11 protein-coding genes are annotated in these 15,058 nt (G+C 72.8%); 3 read left to right on the top strand and 8 right to left on the bottom strand.

The window, feature by feature from the left end; all coding sequences use genetic code 11:
- Positions 1-159: 159 nt before the first annotated feature.
- From sbnB to ACFZAU_RS29220, 6 genes are all read right to left on the bottom strand, one after another.
- Positions 160-1,230, bottom strand: a complete 1,071-nt coding sequence (gene sbnB / locus ACFZAU_RS29195) for a 2,3-diaminopropionate biosynthesis protein SbnB (RefSeq protein ID WP_499609758.1) — start codon at positions 1,228-1,230, stop codon at positions 160-162.
- The gene (locus ACFZAU_RS29200; RefSeq protein ID WP_500554586.1) at positions 1,227-2,261 is read right to left on the bottom strand and encodes a TauD/TfdA family dioxygenase; all 1,035 of its coding nucleotides are present in this window, start codon (positions 2,259-2,261) and stop codon (positions 1,227-1,229) included. The genes sbnB and ACFZAU_RS29200 overlap by 4 nt, the downstream gene beginning before the upstream one ends.
- Positions 2,258-5,512, bottom strand: coding sequence for a non-ribosomal peptide synthetase (locus tag ACFZAU_RS29205; RefSeq protein WP_500554587.1), 3,255 nt, complete (start codon positions 5,510-5,512; stop codon positions 2,258-2,260). Before ACFZAU_RS29205 ends, ACFZAU_RS29200 begins: the two co-directional genes overlap by 4 nt.
- A gap of 31 nt (positions 5,513-5,543) precedes the next feature.
- Complete coding sequence (locus ACFZAU_RS29210) at positions 5,544-8,018, bottom strand: Pls/PosA family non-ribosomal peptide synthetase (protein WP_500554588.1); 2,475 nt, start codon at positions 8,016-8,018, stop codon at positions 5,544-5,546.
- Positions 8,019-8,590: 572 nt separating this feature from the next.
- Positions 8,591-9,397, bottom strand: coding sequence for a hypothetical protein (locus tag ACFZAU_RS29215; protein WP_500554589.1), 807 nt, complete (start codon positions 9,395-9,397; stop codon positions 8,591-8,593).
- Positions 9,394-11,025, bottom strand: coding sequence for a serine/threonine-protein kinase (locus ACFZAU_RS29220; RefSeq protein WP_500554590.1), 1,632 nt, complete (start codon positions 11,023-11,025; stop codon positions 9,394-9,396). Before ACFZAU_RS29220 ends, ACFZAU_RS29215 begins: the two co-directional genes overlap by 4 nt.
- A gap of 187 nt (positions 11,026-11,212) precedes the next feature.
- Between ACFZAU_RS29220 and ACFZAU_RS29225 the strand changes: the two genes are divergently transcribed.
- Both ACFZAU_RS29225 and ACFZAU_RS29230 read left to right on the top strand, forming a co-directional pair.
- Positions 11,213-12,175, top strand: coding sequence for a lytic polysaccharide monooxygenase auxiliary activity family 9 protein (locus ACFZAU_RS29225; protein ID WP_500554591.1), 963 nt, complete (start codon positions 11,213-11,215; stop codon positions 12,173-12,175).
- 22 nt (positions 12,176-12,197) lie between these two features.
- Positions 12,198-12,860 carry an HAD family hydrolase gene (locus tag ACFZAU_RS29230; RefSeq protein WP_500554592.1) on the top strand — a complete coding sequence of 221 codons (663 nt, stop codon included), beginning with the start codon at positions 12,198-12,200 and terminating at the stop codon, positions 12,858-12,860.
- A 58-nt stretch (positions 12,861-12,918) separates the two neighbouring features.
- Here ACFZAU_RS29230 and ACFZAU_RS29235 read toward each other — a convergent pair whose 3' ends face one another.
- On the bottom strand, positions 12,919-13,341 hold the full coding sequence (locus ACFZAU_RS29235; RefSeq protein WP_499609744.1) for a nuclear transport factor 2 family protein: 423 nt from the start codon (positions 13,339-13,341) through the stop codon (positions 12,919-12,921).
- A 140-nt stretch (positions 13,342-13,481) separates the two neighbouring features.
- Between ACFZAU_RS29235 and ACFZAU_RS29240 the strand changes: the two genes are divergently transcribed.
- A complete protein-coding gene (locus ACFZAU_RS29240; RefSeq protein WP_500554593.1) occupies positions 13,482-14,051 on the top strand; it encodes a PadR family transcriptional regulator in 570 nt (189 codons plus the stop codon).
- Positions 14,052-14,097: 46 nt separating this feature from the next.
- On the opposite strand, the gene ACFZAU_RS29245 is transcribed toward ACFZAU_RS29240, so the two are convergent.
- The gene (locus tag ACFZAU_RS29245) at positions 14,098-15,045 is read right to left on the bottom strand and encodes a MerR family transcriptional regulator (RefSeq protein ID WP_500554594.1); all 948 of its coding nucleotides are present in this window, start codon (positions 15,043-15,045) and stop codon (positions 14,098-14,100) included.
- Positions 15,046-15,058: the final 13 nt, after the last annotated feature.

Genomic DNA, 15,058 nt, shown 5'->3' on the forward strand with positions numbered 1-15,058 from the left:
TCCTGCACTGGTGAGCTTGCGTGGCTGGACCGTTGGTCTGTCCCGGAGGTACTTCCGCATGCGGCTCCTTGTGGTCGGTCGCCGTGGTGCCCGCCCCGTCGTCGGGGGCCCGGGCCCAGGTCCTGGGGCCCGGTGTCGTGGGGGCGGGGCCGCGGCCGTTCATCCGTACCGGCGCAGTTCGTGGAAGAAGTCGTCGACGACGTGCAGCTCGCCGGAGCGCGCCACCTCGTCGTAGACGTACTTGCCGACCGCGAGGTCGAGGACCCCGAGGCCGAAGGGCGAGAACACCACGGGCCGGTCCTCGCGGAGCGCCACCCGGCCGGCGATCACGTCGTCCAGCGTGCCGGCCAGGAAGTCCCGGTTGCCCGTGCGCTGCTCCGCCAGGTGCGGCGACGTGTCCGCCTTGAGGCAGTGCTCGACGTCGTCGACCACGTTGGTCGAGCCGAGCACGATCTCCGGCGTGAGGTCGCGCAGCGACATGTGCAGCACGAGCGGCTTGTGCCCGAACCAGGTCATGTCCCGTACGTGGGGCTCGCCGGCGACGGTGGCGAAGACCACCAGGTCGCTCGCGCGGATGATCTGCTCGGGGTCGTCGTACAGCGTGACGCGTCCCGGGGCGCCCGACTGTTCCAGGTAGCCCTGGAAGCCCTTCGCGCTCTCGGCCGACAGGTCGTGCACGCCGATCTCGTCGAAGTGCCAGCCGGTGCCCACCAGGTAGGTGTGGATGTAGCGGGCGATCAGCCCCGTCCCGAAGAACCCCACGCGCCGCGGGCGGCGGTCGGGACGGCTCAGCCGGTCGGCGGCCAGGGCCGCCATCGCGGCCGTCCTGGTGGCGCTGATGATGGAGCTCTCCAGGCACGCGATGGGGTACCCGGTGTCGTGGTCGTTGAGGATCAGCACCGCCGACGCCCGGGGGATGCCCGCCGCCACGTTCTCCGGGAAGCTGGAGATCCACTTCAGGCCGTCCACGCGCACCTCGCCGCCGATGGAGGCGGGCAGGGCGATGATCCGGGCGGTGGGACGGTCGGGGAAACGCAGGAAGTAGGACGGCGGGTTCACCGAGTCACCGGCGGAGTGCAGCCGGTACGTGGTCTCCACGAGCTCCGTGATCTGCTTCTCGCGCCCGTGCAGCGCGTGCTGGACCTGGACGCCGGGCACCACCGCGAACGGCGGTACGGCGAGCGGCCCGGCGGGCGCGGAACCCTTGGCGGCGGAGCGGTTGCTGGTCATGCGGTCGTCACCTCGACGGTCGGGGAGCAGTCGGCCAGGCGCACCGCGTCGGCCATGCCGACCAGCACTTCACGGGAGCCCTCGTAGGCCTCGCGGCTGTGGGCGGTGCGGATGTTGTCGACGAGCATCAGGTCGCCCGTCTGCCAGGGTTCGCGGGCGGTGTTCGCCTCGTACACGGTGTTGAGCAGCTGGACGACGTCCGCGCCGATCGGGTCGCCGTCGCCGAAGCGGGTGTTGAACGGCAGGCCCTCGGCGCCGTACATGTCCACGAGGTACTCGTGCACCTCGGGGTCCATCGTCCACTCGTTGAGGAACGCGATCTGGTTGAACCAGCAGCGCCGTCCCGTGACCGGGTGGCGGACGACGGCGCTGCGCCGCTGGCGGGTGCGCAGGGCCCCGTCCGGCTGCCACTCGAAGGCGATGGCGTTGGCGCGGCAGTAGTCCTCGACGGCGGACCGGTCGTCCGTGCCGAAGGCCTCGGCGACGGTCGCCCCGATCTCGTCGTTGTAGCTGCGGGTGAGCAGCCAGCCCTCCCGCTCGAAGCGCTGGACCAGTTCGGCCGGCAGCGCCTCGAGCACGGACAGCGCGTCGGCCACCGCCGTCGCCCCGCCCTTCTCCGGCGCGGTCAGGCAGGCGAACATCATCATGCCGGGGAACTCGAGCCGGTAGCTGAGCTCGTGGTGCATGCACATCGGCTGGTTGGGCGGCCAGTTGGAGGAGGAGTACAGGCCCTCGGCGTAGGTCCGCCGGGACGCGAAGGCCTCCTTCTCGGCGGTCAGCCGGCCGGCCAGCCGCCGTACGACGCCCGCGGCCTTGTCCGCGTCGGTCAGGCCGAGCCCGCGGATCAGGATCGCGCCGTGCTCGGCGACGACCGCGCGCAGCGCGTCGCGGTGCCCGTCGGCCCAGCCCGCCGGGTCCTCGACGGCCCCGGCACGCAGGATCGGGGGTGAGCCGGGCCGCAGCTCGAGGTCGAGCAGGGACTGTGGGGAAGCTGAGGTCGACAACTGCGTCTCCTCTCGGTTCGCGTTCATGGGGAGGCCAGGAGTTCGGCGGCGCGCAGGACCGCCTGCGCCACCTCGTCCGGGCAGGTGCGGGGGAAGTGGTGACCGCCGCGGGCGAGCTCGTACAGGTCGACGTGCTCGGCCAGCAGCAGCCACTCGTGGTACCGGCGGGAGTGGTCCGCCGTGTACGGGTCGTCGGCGGCGACGACCACGGTGACCGGCGCGGACAGCCGCACCGGCGGTGCGGAGTCCAGGGCGTCGGCGAAGTACCGGTGGGCCGCCACGCAGTCGTGGCGGTAGGCGGCGGCGACGTGCGCGGCACGCGCCGTGTCCGGCCCGGCGGGCCGGCCGTCACCGCCGTCGGCGCCGAGCTCGGCGGCGATCGCGGCGTCGTCACGGCCGGCCAGCGCCTCGGCCGCGGCACGCCGCCCGGCGGAGTCGCCGAGCAACTGCGCGCCGAGGAAGACGCGCTGGACCTCCACGCCCTTCTCCTGCAGCCGCCGGGCGGTCTCCACCGCGAGGGCGGTGCCCGACGAGTGGCCCCACAGCAGGATCCGGGACGGTCCGCGGCCGGCGATCTCCTCGGCCACCGAGGCGGCCACCTGCTCCAGCGGGGCGAAGGCCTCGCCGCGGGCGGTCGGGTCGTGGCCGGGCGGTTCGACGGCGTGGACCGCCCAGCCCGCGGGCCGCAGGGCCGCCGCCAGTGGCCGGAAGTCCACCGCGTCGCCCCCGGCGTGCGGGAAGCACACCAGGGCGCCGTGCGGTTCGCCGTCCGGCTCCGACAGGGTCCGCAGCAGCCCGGGACGGGATTCCGTGCGGCCGTCGACGATCTCGGCGAGGTCGGCGAGGACCGGGTGGGCGGTGACGTCCTTGAGGGAGATCGCGCGGTCCAGCAGGATCGCCAGGCGTACCGCCGACAGCGAGGTGCCGCCGCGGTCGAAGAAGTGGTCCCGGCGGCCGATCCGCTCCTGCGGGACGCCCAGCACCGTCGACCACGCCTTCGCCAGGCGCCGCTCGGCGGCGGTGCCGGGGACCTGCCCGTCCGGCCGGTCCGAGGCCCTTCCGGAGTCCTCCCGCGCGGCGAGCGCCGTCAGCGCCTTGCGGTCGATCTTGCTGTTGGCGGTCAGCGGCAGGCTCTCCTTCCAGTGGAAGGCCGCGGGCACCATGTAGGCGGGCAGGGACTGCGCCAGGTGCTCGCGCAGCGCGTCGGCCGCCACGGGCGCGGGGCCCGAGTAGAAGGCGACGAGCTGGTCGCCGTCCTCGCTGACGACCACCGCGCCGTCGCGCACGCCCGGCGCCCGGACCAGGGTGTTCTCGATCTCGCCGATCTCGATGCGGAAACCGCGGATCTTGACCTGGTGGTCCTTGCGGCCGAGGAACTCCAGCGTGCCGTCCGGGTGCCAGCGACCGTAGTCGCCGCCGCGGTACAGCCGCTCGCCGGTGTGGTGGGGGTCGGTCAGGTACGCCTGCCGGGTGCGCTCCGGGTCGTTGACGTAGCCGCGGCCCACGCAGACCCCGGAGAAGACGACCAGGCCGGGCGCGCCCAGCGGCACCGGCGACAGGTGCTCGTCGACGACGTACACGCGGACGTTGTTGACGGGCCGGCCCAGCGGCACCCAGTCGGTGTCCGGGACGCGGTCCATCACCGCGTGGTTGGTGTCGTCGCTGGTCTCGGTCAGCCCGTAGGCGTTGACCAGCTTCACACCGGGCCGGGCGGCGAACCAGCGTCCGATGAGGTCCTTCTTCAGGGCCTCGCCGGTCACCGACACGCAGCGCAGGTCGGGCAGTTCGCGCGGCTCGCGCTCCAGGGCGGACAGGACGACGTCCAGGTAGGAGGGGACGAGCTGGACGACGTTCGCCCGTCCCTCGACGACCTTTTCGAGGAAGCGGTCGGCGTCCAGGATCGTCTCCTGCTCCACCAGCAGCGTGCGCCCGCCGACGAGCAGCGCCGAGACCAGCTGCCACAGCGAGATGTCGAAGCACTGCGGGGCGGTCTGCGCCACCACCTGCCCCTCGGAGATGCCGAGGTCGTCGATCTTGGCGTAGAGGTGGTTGAGGAAGCCCGCGTGCTCGCACATCGCGCCCTTGGGCTCCCCGGTCGAGCCGGAGGTGAAGTAGATGTACGCCAGCTGGTCCCGGGCGACGGCCACCTGCGGGTCCTCGCTCGGGTGGTCCTCGGCGTAGGCGTCCTCGACCGGCAGCCGCTGCACCTCGGGGAGCGCGGATAGGGCCTCGTCGAGGGTGGCGGTGCTGCCGCGCTCGGTCAGCACCAGGCGGCACTCGGCGCGGCTGAGGGTGTTCCTGATCCGGCCGGCCGGGAAGTGCGGCTCGATCGGCAGGTAGGCGCCGCCGGCCTTGAAGACGGCCAGCACGGCCGCCAGCCAGTCCAGGTTCCGCTCGGTGACCACCGCGACCACGCCCTCGCGCTCCAGACCGCGCGCCAGGAGGGCGTGGGCCAGGCGGTTGGCGCGGGCGTTGAGGTCGCCGTACGTCCACTGGCGGTCCCCGTGGACGGCCGCGACGGCCTCCGGGTGCGCCCGGACCCGCTCCTCGAACAGCTCGTGCATCCGCCGGTCCGGCAGCTTCCTGCGCGGTCCGGCCATCCCGGTGAGCTGCAGCCGGCTCTCCTCCGCCGACAGCAGGCTCTTGCGGGTGTGCTCGGCGTCCAGGTCGGCGGCGATCCGGGCCAGCGCGGCCAGGTGGTAGCCGGCGACGCGGGCCGCGGCGTCCTCGTCCATGACGTCGGTGGCGTAGCGCAGCCGCAGCGAGAGCCGGCCGTCGCGGTCGGACGCGCCGACCCACAGCACCGTGCCCGGGGCGAGTTCGACGCCGCCGCCGGACAGGTCGAAGACCGTCTCGAACAGCGGCTCGGCCAGGTCGAGTTCCTTGCGGAGCGCGTCGACCGGGACGTCCTGGTGGGCCAGCAGCCGGGACTCCGCGCCGCGCGTGTCCAGCAGCAGGGAGCGCCACGAGCCGGGGCCCGCCGACAGCCGGCACGGCAGCACCGCGCCGCCCGCGGCCACGTAACCCGTCACGACCTCGGCCTCGCCGCAGAGCGCGGCCAGCACCTTGGCGTGCGCGGCCAGCAGCACCGAACCCAGCGGGACCCCGACCTCGTCCGCCACCCGGCGCACCGACGCCGTGAGGCCGTCGGGGACCGCCACCACGTGCTCGGCGGCGCCGCTGACCGGTTCGGAGGTCCAGCGGGGGATCGCGGTGAACCCGCCCTTGACGAGTTCTCCGCGCCAGAACTCCCGTCCGGCGTCCGCTGCCTTGTCCATCGACCTTCCTCCACTCGCGGTTTCCACGGGGCTACACACCGCTGGTCAGCGCGGTGGCGCGTTCGCCGCCGCTGTCGGGGTTCTTCGGGTCCTTCGGGTTCTCGGGCATCTCCCGGGCGGGGTTGCCGCCCCACCGGGCGTGCGCGGGGAGTTCCTCGCCCTTCATCACGAAGGAGTCCGGGGCGATCACGGCACCGTCGCCGACGGTCACGCCGTAGTGGACGAGGGCGCCGACCCCGAGGGTGCAGCCGGCACCCAGCGAACTGTGGTCGGACTTGAAGGCGCCGTCCTCCTGGGAGTGGCTCTGGATGACGGTGCCCGCGTTGAGCGTGCAGTCGTCGCCGATGGCGGCCAGCGAGCGCTCGGGGAGGAAGAGGCCGTCGTCGAAGACCCGGCGCCCGATCCGCACGCCGAGCAGGCGCCAGACGACGTTCTTGTACGGGGTGCCGTTGAGGACGTTCAGGTACTCCGTCGCGGCCGTCACCTTCCAGTAGCGTTCGTGCCGCCAGAAGTCGAGGTCGTAGATCGAGCAGTACAGCGGCCGCAGACCGCGGAAGCGGGTCACGACGCGCTCGCCGAGCACGATGTACGTGACCGTGACCACCAGGACCACGACGTTCGCGACGGCGACCGCGGCGGCCCCGTACGCGGGGTAGAAGTCGGCCGCGCAGGACGCCGTCAGCAGCACCAGGAAGAGCAGCAGCCACTGCAGCAGCAGGTGCAGCACCGCTGTGCCGGTGTTGTGCCTGTTCTTGTCCGACAGCAGGCGGCGGAAGGTGTCGCCGTCCTTCAGGTGGTCGAACTTGCTGTCGCGGTCCACCGTGCGCGGGATCTCGAAGCTGGGCGAGCCGAGCAGTCCGACGTTCTCCCGGACCGGCCCCTCGACGGGGACCATGACCTTCGTCGCCAGCAAGCAGTTGTCGCCCGTCCTGCCCTGGGGCGGATAGGCGATGTGGTTGCCCAGGAAGTTGTGCGGGCCGATCGCCGTCCGGGTGACGCGGAAAGAGGTGCTCGAGTAGTCGGCATTCATGATGGACAGTCCGTCGGCGACCATGGTGCCGCTGCCCACCTTGCTCAGGAACGGATTCTCGTGCTTCACCTCGGTGCCGAAGTTCGAGCCGGTCTGTTCCACCGGCGACAGGTCGTAGCCGATGGCGCGCAGGTAGTGCACGACGGCCGAACTGTCGCCGAACAGGACGCGGAAGAACTTCCGGTTGGTGAGGAGCCCGATGGTCCGGTGCACCCCGTAGCGGAACCCGTAGAGCGGATGGACGGTGTCGGGCTTCACGAGCGGGTGCAGCAGCCGCGGCACGGTGGCCACGGACAGCAGGCCCAGCAGCAGCGCCCCGCAGAAGAGCACGAAGGCGGCGGCCATGGCGTCGGCGTAGAAGGCCCACGTCGTCAGGGCCACCGGGCCCGGCTCCAGCAGCGGGTCCAGGCGCGGGACCACCGCGAGCAGGATCGCCACCCCGCCGACCGCGAGGGGGACCCAGATAACCAGGAGGATCAGCAGCTGCGACAGGCAGTAGCCGATGCGGCGGCCCCTGCCGCACTCCACCGGCGCGACCGAGCGGTAGTCCGCCGCGCCCGGCTGGGCCGGGGAGCCGTGCCACCGCTCGCCGGCCGGGACCGACTGGCCGGTGTGGAGCGAGGAGGCGTGGCCGAGTTGGGCGCCGTCGCCCATGGAGGTGCCGATGTCGAGCACCGTCACCTCGCCGATCAGCACGTCCTTGCCGAGGGTGACCGGGCCGGTCTGGATCGCCGCCGAGTGTCCCCGGTAGCAGGAGAAGTACGAGTCCTTACGGATGACCGCGCCGTCGCCGATGGTCAGCAGGTCGGTGCAGACCGGGACGTGCTTGGAGAAGATGGCCACGCCGCGGCCTATTCGCGCGCCGAGCGCCCTCAGGTACAGCACGTACAGCGGTGAACCGACGAACAGGACCATGGGGTTCGCCCGGATGAGGGTCCGCACGCACCAGAACCGGAAGTACGCCAGGCTCCAGATGCGGATCTCCTGCGGCTTCCACCGCCCGACCAGGAGCCACTTGCCCACGACGGGCAGGACGCAGACGCCGGCGAAGGCCGCGCCGCCGAACTCCACGGACCGCAGGTAGATGTCGAAGGGGCCCGTGGCGGCGGATATCCACTCCGCGCCGCTCGTGACGACGAGCGCGGCGAGGTAGGACCAGCCCAGGAAGAACAGGGCCTGCAGCACACCGCACAGCACGTAGCGCGGGGTGCCCCGCGCGGCCGCCGCCTCGATCGCCTCCGGGACCGGCACGTCGGCGAGGGCGGACGCGGCCGTGCCTTGCGCGGCGGGGGACGGGGCCTCCGCCAGGGCCGCCGCGAGGCTCCTGATCGTCGGGTTCCGGTAGATGTCCTTCATCGACACCGACGGCAGGTCCTGGTGCTTCCGCACCCGGGCACAGAAATGCGCCATCACCAGGGAGTCGGCACCCATTTCCGTGAAGAAATGGCTGTCGGCCGATACCCGGTCGGTGTGCACGATGCCCGCCAGGATGTCGGCGAGTGTTTTTTCCGTGCCGTCGGCCGGGGCGGCGTAAGGGCGCCCGGTGGTTGAAGATTCATCGGGATCCGAAGCGGGATCCGACGCCAGGACCTCTGCAGATTTTTCCACGATGTGAGCTCCTTGAGGAAAAGTCGACCACGGGCGGCCGGTAAGGCCGGTACCCGGTGTCCCTCGCGCCCCGGCTGGGCCGGAGCGAGTAATCCGGAAGCCATGCGGTCGTGAGCTCTTCTCTCGCCATACAACCATATGTCGCTCCTCGTAGTCTCCGCCGTCCTCGTACGGACTGCCACTCGAAGATGATCGAAGTGGCATGTCGCGGCCCTGGACTGCGCAAATGCTCGAGAAGTCGCGACGAATCGACGAGTACCGTTCTGGAAAGCCGGAAAAACCATCGATTCGCAAGGTTGCGGGAAAGTCGCGGAGATGCGATAAGCGCTACCGAGAGTGTTCGTCCCGGTCAAGAGAGTTAAAAGACGACGGGCATTCGCTGAAGCCTCGTCATATGGCGGAGCCCGCCCGCGCGCAGGCCGCGCGGGCGGGCTCGGCGGTCACGGGCAGTCGTACGTGAAACCCGTAGTGACCGAGCGGTGGCCGGGGGTGGTGATGCGCAGTTCGGCCCGCGCCCCGTACGTGCCGTGGCCGCGGAAGGTCCACAGCAGGTGCAGCCGGGCCTCGTGGCGGCCGCGCGGGACCTCCTCGTACAGCACCTCGGAGGAGGTGCCGTCGTTGCGTAGCCAGCGGTAACTGATCGTGCCCGGGCGGCCGTTGGTGGTGACCACCGCGACCAGGTCGACGGTGGTGTCGCAGGCGGGCCCCGACGGGGACGGGGTGACGGTCACCCGCTGCACCCGCAGGCCCGGTCCGAAGCGCTGCCAGGCGAGGAAGAGCAGCACCGCCACCAGCACCGACGCGGCCAGTGCGTACCGCCGCGGCCATCGCCGCCGTCGCGGGGGAGGCTGCCGGGGCGGGGTGAGCGTGCCCCGCCACACCTCGGCGGCGACGTTCGCCCGGGCCGCCGCGACCGGTGTGACACCGGGCCCGAAGCGCATCACGTCGCCCTCGACCCGGTCCGGGAGGACGACGGTGGGGCCGGCCTTCACCGTCGGGGTCGCGCCCTCGGCGCTGACCTGCGGTTCCAGCCGTGCCGTCGGCAGGGTGGACGGCGCCCAGTGCTCGGCGAGGACGGTGGCGCTGTAGTCGTGATCGGCCGCCGGCCGTACGGGTTCGGCGTCCTGTGGCGCGGCGTCCTGGGGGACGGCGTCCCGCGCAATCGCCTCGTCCGGCGGTGCGTCCGCCGGTCCGAGGTGGACAGTGCGCTCCGTCCCCTCCGGCGGGAGGTCGCGTGGTCCGTTCACGTGATCACGCACCCGCGCGTGAGGATCTGCTGGAACGACTGCCCGTTGGCCGCCGCCGGGTCGGTGGTGGCGAGCGCCCCGAACCAACAGCCGCTGCCCCGCGGGAACGTGTGCTCGGCGGTGAAGGAGTACGAGGTCGAGCCGCTGCGCGTGAAGGTCTGCGCGCCGTCGGCGGTGCCCCGCTCCCCCTTCGCGTCGCTCACGTACCAGGTCACCGTGACGGTCACGGGGCGTGCGTCCCCGGTCCGCAGCCGGATGGTGGCCGCGGCGCTGAATGCACCCGTCTGGCCGAGCGAGGTGACGGCGACCTCGCTCACGCTCACCGGGGGTTCCGGTGACGTGGAGGGCGACGCCGGCGGCGTGGTCGTCACGGACGCGGAAGCCGTGGCCGAGGCTGAGGCCGTCGTGGTCGGCGTCGGTGCCTGCGGCGTGGTCGGCGTGGTGACGGCGGTGGCCCCGGTGGAGGCCGGGGCGCTCTCCGGCTGCGAGGGCGACGCACTCGTCGTGCCGGGCGAGGGACTGCCCGGTGGAGACGTCGTCCCCGGTGTGGCGGAGTTGCCGCGCGGGGTCGCTCTCGTCGTTTCCCCTGTCCAGTTGGCGGTCGTCTGCCGTGGGCCCTCTCCCGAGGCCACCGCGGCGAAGGTCAGCAGCCCGGCGATGACCACCCCGCCCACCGCGGCGAGCATGCCCTGACGTGTCAGGCGGCGTGCGCCGCCACGGACGAGGGTGGTGGCCAGGTCGGCCGTTCCGGCCGCCGGTCCCGCCGACGGGAAGAGCAGCGGCAGCAACGCCGCGAGGGCGGCGAGCCTGCGCTGACCTCGCTCCTCCCAGTCGCTTCCGTAGGCCGCTCCCGCGATCACCTCCAGTTCCGCGACGAACGCCTCCGCGTCCGCCGGGCGCTGTGCCGGGTCCTTCGCCATCCCGCGGAGGATCAGCTGCCGCACGGGCTCCGGCGCCTCCTCCACCGGCACGGGTGCTTCGATGTGCTGCACGGCCAGCTCGGCGAAGTTCTCGCCGCGGAACGGCTTTCGGCCAGTGAGGCACTCGTAGAACGTGGCCGTCACCGCGTACACGTCCGCGGCCGGGGAGGCCGTCCGCCCGTTCCACTGCTCCGGGGCCATGTAGGCGGGCGTTCCCACCACGGCCCCCTTGGTCCCGCTGCGCAAAGCGATGCCGAAGTCGACCAGCTTGGACGACCCGTCCGCCGCGACCAGGACGTTCTCCGGTTTGTAGTCGCGGTGCACCATTCCGGTGCGGTGGGCGGCGGCGAGGCCGAGCAACGACCCCTTGAGCACCACCAGCGCTGCCTCGGGCCCGGTGGCTCCTTCCTGGCGGAGCAGCGCCCTCAACGCGATGCCGTCCACCAGTTCCATGACGATGGCGGCGCCGTGGGGACCCTCCACGTACTCGTAGAGACTGACGACATACGGTGTCTCGAGACCTCCCAGCAGCTGTGCTTCGGCGCGGAACTCCTGGAGGAACCCGGGGTCCGCCCGGAGCTCGTCGCTCAGGTACTTGATCGCGACGGGCGTTGACGTGGCGTCATGGAACGCCAGCAGCACTCTTCCGCCGCCACCCGAGCCCAGTTCCCGGGCCTCGGTGTAACCGGGCACCCTCCAGCCGCTCATTCACTTGTCCCCCCTGCATGTGGCGCGGTGCCGGCGACCGCGTCGACTTTTCCTCAACAGACACGATTCCTCCACGGCCGGTTCCCGGGGAACCCCCCACCCGGCTGAACACCCCCCGCCGACCGTCCGTAGTACGGGGGAGACGTGCGTTCCGATCCACCGAACGGCAACAGGGAAGGCGGCCGGCATGGCCCCATCGCGCCACGTGCTCAGCTCCGTCGTCGCAGGCACGGCCGCCTTGCTGCCGCTGGCCCTGGCGGGACCGGCGGCCGCCCACGGCGCGCCGGTGTCCCCGGTCAGCCGCGCCGCGGCGTGCGCGGCCGGAAGCGGACAGTACGTGGGGACGGCCGCCTGCCGGGCCGCCGCGGCCGCCAACGGCGGGAGCCGGCCCTTCGCCGACTGGGACAACCTCCGGGTCGCCGGGGTCGCGGGCCGCGACCGCCAGGTGATCCCGGACGGGAAGCTGTGCAGCGGCGGCCTGGCCGCCTTCCGCGGCCTCGACCTGCCGCGCACCGACTGGCCGGCCACCCGGCTGACGCCGGGCGCGGCCTTCACGATGGCGTACGGCACGACCATCCCGCACCAGGGCACCTTCCGGCTGTACCTCACCAAGGAGGGCTACGACCCGACCCGGCCCCTGACCTGGTCGGCGCTGGCGAGCGACCCCTTCGCGAAGGTCACCGACCCGCCCGTGTCCGGCGGGGCCTACCGCATCGCCGGGCGGCTGCCCTCGGACCGCACCGGGCGGCACGTCCTCTTCACGATCTGGCAGAACTCCTCGACGCCCGACACGTACTACTCCTGCTCCGACGTCGTCTTCCCGGCCGCCGCGGCCAAGGCGCCGGCCAGGACCGCGAAGCCGGCGAAGCCCGCCAGGCCGTCGGCGGCCGCGACCTCCGCGAGCCCCGAGGCCACGGCCTCCCGCGGCGCGGAGTCCCCGTCCGCCGCGCGGACCTCCGCATCCGCCGCGGCCGCCCAGGCCTCCCCGCGGGACGCCGTCCGCACCCCGGCGACCCAGCCCGTGGCGGCCGAGAGCGAGGGACCGGGGCGGACCCTGCTCGCCCTCGGCAGCGCCACACTGCTCGGCGGCATGGCCGCGGTCGCCCTGCTGTTCCGGCTGCGCCGCGGGCCCGGTGCCCGGCGCCGCTGATCGGCTGTGCCATCCTTGCCCGGTGTTCTCCACGGATCATGCGGGCGCCGTGTTCTTCGACGTCGACGGCACTCTCGTCCCGGGGACGAGTTCGTCCGTCCACCTGGCCGGCTTCCTCGGCCACCGCGACGAGCTGGCCCGGGCCGAGGACGCGTACGCCGCCGGTGACCTGGACAACCGCCAGGTCTCCGAACTGGACGCCGCGGGCTGGGCGGGGGTTCCCGTGGAGCGGGTCGCCGGCTGGCTCGACGGACTCCCCCTGGTGCCGGGCATCGAGGAGACCGTGACCTGGTGCCGGCGGAACGGCCTGCTGCCCGTCCTGGCGACCCTCGCCTGGTCGCCGGTCGGCAGCCACCTGGCCGGCCGTTTCGGCTTCCACGCGTTCGGCGGGCCCCGGCTGGAGACCGCCGGCGGCCGGTTCACGGGCCGGGTGGCCCGGCACTTCGACGAGTACGACAAACGCGACGTCGCCCTCGCGCAGGCGCGGCGCTCGGGGCTCGCTCCGCGTTCGTGCGCGGCCGTCGGGGACAGCCGCTCGGACCTCCCGCTGTTCGCGTCCGTGGGCGTGAGCGTGGCGTTCAACGCCTCGGCCGGTGCGCGCGAGGCGGCCACCGTCGCGGTCGACGCGGGGGACCTGCGCGCCGTGCTGCCCGCCCTGGGCCGCCTGGTCCGCGCCGGCATTTGACGTCCCGCGGGCGGCCGCCCCGCGCGGCGGTTCGCTCGTCGCCCCCTCCGGGGCCGCCCTACGGTGCCGGGACGAGGCCGTCGGCGACGAGGCCGGCCAGGACGGCCTCCCCGAGCGCGTGCACCGCGGACTGCGGGCGCACCATCACCGTGAACTCCTTGATCAGGCCCGCCTCGTCGACCTGCAGCAGGTCGATGCCGTGAATGCTCCTGCCGCCCACGGTGGCGCGGAACACCAGCACGGTCGACGGCGCCCCGGTGCCGTCCGCGCCGCTCTCGACCGTGCCGTCGAGGGTCCCCACGTAGTGGAAGTCCTCGAAGGTGCGCAGCAGGACGCCGAAGAGCCCCATCACCATGGGCTTGCCCTCGAACGGCGTGAACTTCACGGGGCTGTGGAGGCGGATGTCGTCGTGGAACAGCTCCTCCAGCGCGCTGAGATCGCCGCGCTCGACGGCGGCCCTGAAGCGGTCGGCGGCTTCCATGGCTCCTCCTGTGGTCGTCCGGCTCCGGACGCTCGATACTCAGAAAGTTGACTAGTCAGTTCCTTGAGTATCATGGTGGGCGTCCACGCGGAAGGGCCCGGCACGGCACGCCGGAACGGGCGGACGGAAGGGGAGCCGGGATGGCCCTGCGGCACGCGGTCCTGGCCGCGCTCCTGGACGGCGAACTCAGCGGCTACGAGCTGACGAAGGCGTTCGACATCGGCGTGGCGAACTTCTGGCACGCCCTGCCCCAGCAGCTCTACGCCGAACTGGCCAGGCTCGAGAAGGAGGGGCTGATCGCGGGCCGGGAGGTCGTCCAGGACAGCCGGCCCAACAAGCGGCTCTTCCACGTGACCGAGGGCGGGTTCGCCGAGCTCGAACGCTTCGCCGCCGCGGTCGGCAAACCCTCCTTCATCCGCGACGACCTGCTGGTGGCGGTGCAGGCCGCCGACGTCGTCGACGCGGGGGAGCTGATCGCCCGGCTGGGGGAGAGGGCCGCCTTCGCCGACGCCAAGATCGAGCTGTTCGAACGGCTGCTCGCGCGGATGCGCGGCGGCCGCACCGAGGAGGAGTTCCTCGGCCGCGGCCGCCGTGTGGGCCCCTACCTCACCTGTCTGCGGGGCCTGGCCTTCGAGGAGGGCAACCGGGACTGGTGCCGGCGGGTCGCCGAGGTCCTGCGGCAGCGGGCCCGGGTCGCGGAGGAACGCTGAGGGCAGGCCGCGCGCGGCTCGTCCCGCCCGTCCCGTGCGGCGCGCCTCATCCGGCCCGCAGGGCGGCCGTCAGCCAGGCGACGGCCGGCGCCAGGGCCGGGGTTGCCTCCTGGCCGCCCACCCGCGCCAGCAGGTGCCAGTAGCGCTCGTAACGGGAGTCGTGCGAGATCTCCAGCCGTTCGGCCAGCCACGCGCGGAACTCCGGACCGTCCGTACGGCCCGACAACTCGGCGTAGGCCGCGACGAGTTCGGCCACGACCGGCCGGGCCGACGGCGAGGCCGGGTCGATGCCCGCCGCCGCGGCGCCCCCGGCGCGCTCGCGCAGCAGGTCGGCCGTCCGGCGCGCCAGCTCCGGGTCCGGCTGCCCGTCCTCGGCGAGCGAGCGGCTCTGGTCGGCGACGGCCCGGCGGACACCGGCCCTGAAGTCCTCGTCCTGGATCAGTTCGGCCAGCTCAACCCAGGCGTCGACCTGTTCCGCGGAGGCGTCCTCGGGCAGTTCGGGCATCGCGGCGCGCATCATGGCCGGGAAACCGGGGTCGACGTCGATGCCGCTCACGATGTGGTCGACGAACTCGTCGACGAGGCGGCGGCGTTCACGGTCCGAGAGGGTTGCGAGTCGGTGCATCAGTTCCGTCTCCTGTGGTGAGGCCCCGCGCACCGCGACCGTCCGCAGCACCGCCTGGCGGATCCGCAGGGTGCGGATCTGCACCTCCAGCGCCTCGGCGTGGGCGGCGGCGACCTCGGCGACGGTGACCTCGCGGTCCAGGATGGAATGGACGGACGCGAGGTCGATGCCGAGGTCGCGCAGCGTGCGCACGAGGGCCAGGCGGTCCAGCGCGGCCCGGTCGTAGAGCCGGTAGCCGGCGGGTGTCCGGTCGGTCGGCGGCACCAGTCCGGTGTCCGACCAGTACCGGATGGTCTTCACGGTCAGACCGGTCAGCCGGGCCAGGTCACCGATGGTGTGGAGGGTGTCCTGGAGGGTGTCGTCGTCCATGTCCGCCATCCTG

The sequence above is a fragment of the Streptomyces sp. NPDC008238 genome (assembly GCF_042956445.1).
Lineage (GTDB): Bacteria > Actinomycetota > Actinomycetes > Streptomycetales > Streptomycetaceae > Actinacidiphila.

Excerpts from the sequence above, each read along its gene's own strand:
- sbnB (WP_499609758.1), bottom strand. The coding sequence starts at position 1,230 with ATGACCAGCAACCGCTCCGCCGCCAAGGGTTCCGCGCCCGCCGGGCCG.
- ACFZAU_RS29225 (WP_500554591.1), top strand. The coding sequence starts at position 11,213 with ATGGCCCCATCGCGCCACGTGCTCAGCTCCGTCGTCGCAGGCACGGCC.
- ACFZAU_RS29200 (WP_500554586.1), bottom strand. The coding sequence starts at position 2,261 with ATGAACGCGAACCGAGAGGAGACGCAGTTGTCGACCTCAGCTTCCCCA.
- ACFZAU_RS29220 (WP_500554590.1), bottom strand. The coding sequence starts at position 11,025 with ATGAGCGGCTGGAGGGTGCCCGGTTACACCGAGGCCCGGGAACTGGGC.
- ACFZAU_RS29245 (WP_500554594.1), bottom strand. The coding sequence starts at position 15,045 with ATGGACGACGACACCCTCCAGGACACCCTCCACACCATCGGTGACCTG.
- ACFZAU_RS29205 (WP_500554587.1), bottom strand. The coding sequence starts at position 5,512 with ATGGACAAGGCAGCGGACGCCGGACGGGAGTTCTGGCGCGGAGAACTC.
- ACFZAU_RS29240 (WP_500554593.1), top strand. The coding sequence starts at position 13,482 with ATGGCCCTGCGGCACGCGGTCCTGGCCGCGCTCCTGGACGGCGAACTC.
- ACFZAU_RS29235 (WP_499609744.1), bottom strand. The coding sequence starts at position 13,341 with ATGGAAGCCGCCGACCGCTTCAGGGCCGCCGTCGAGCGCGGCGATCTC.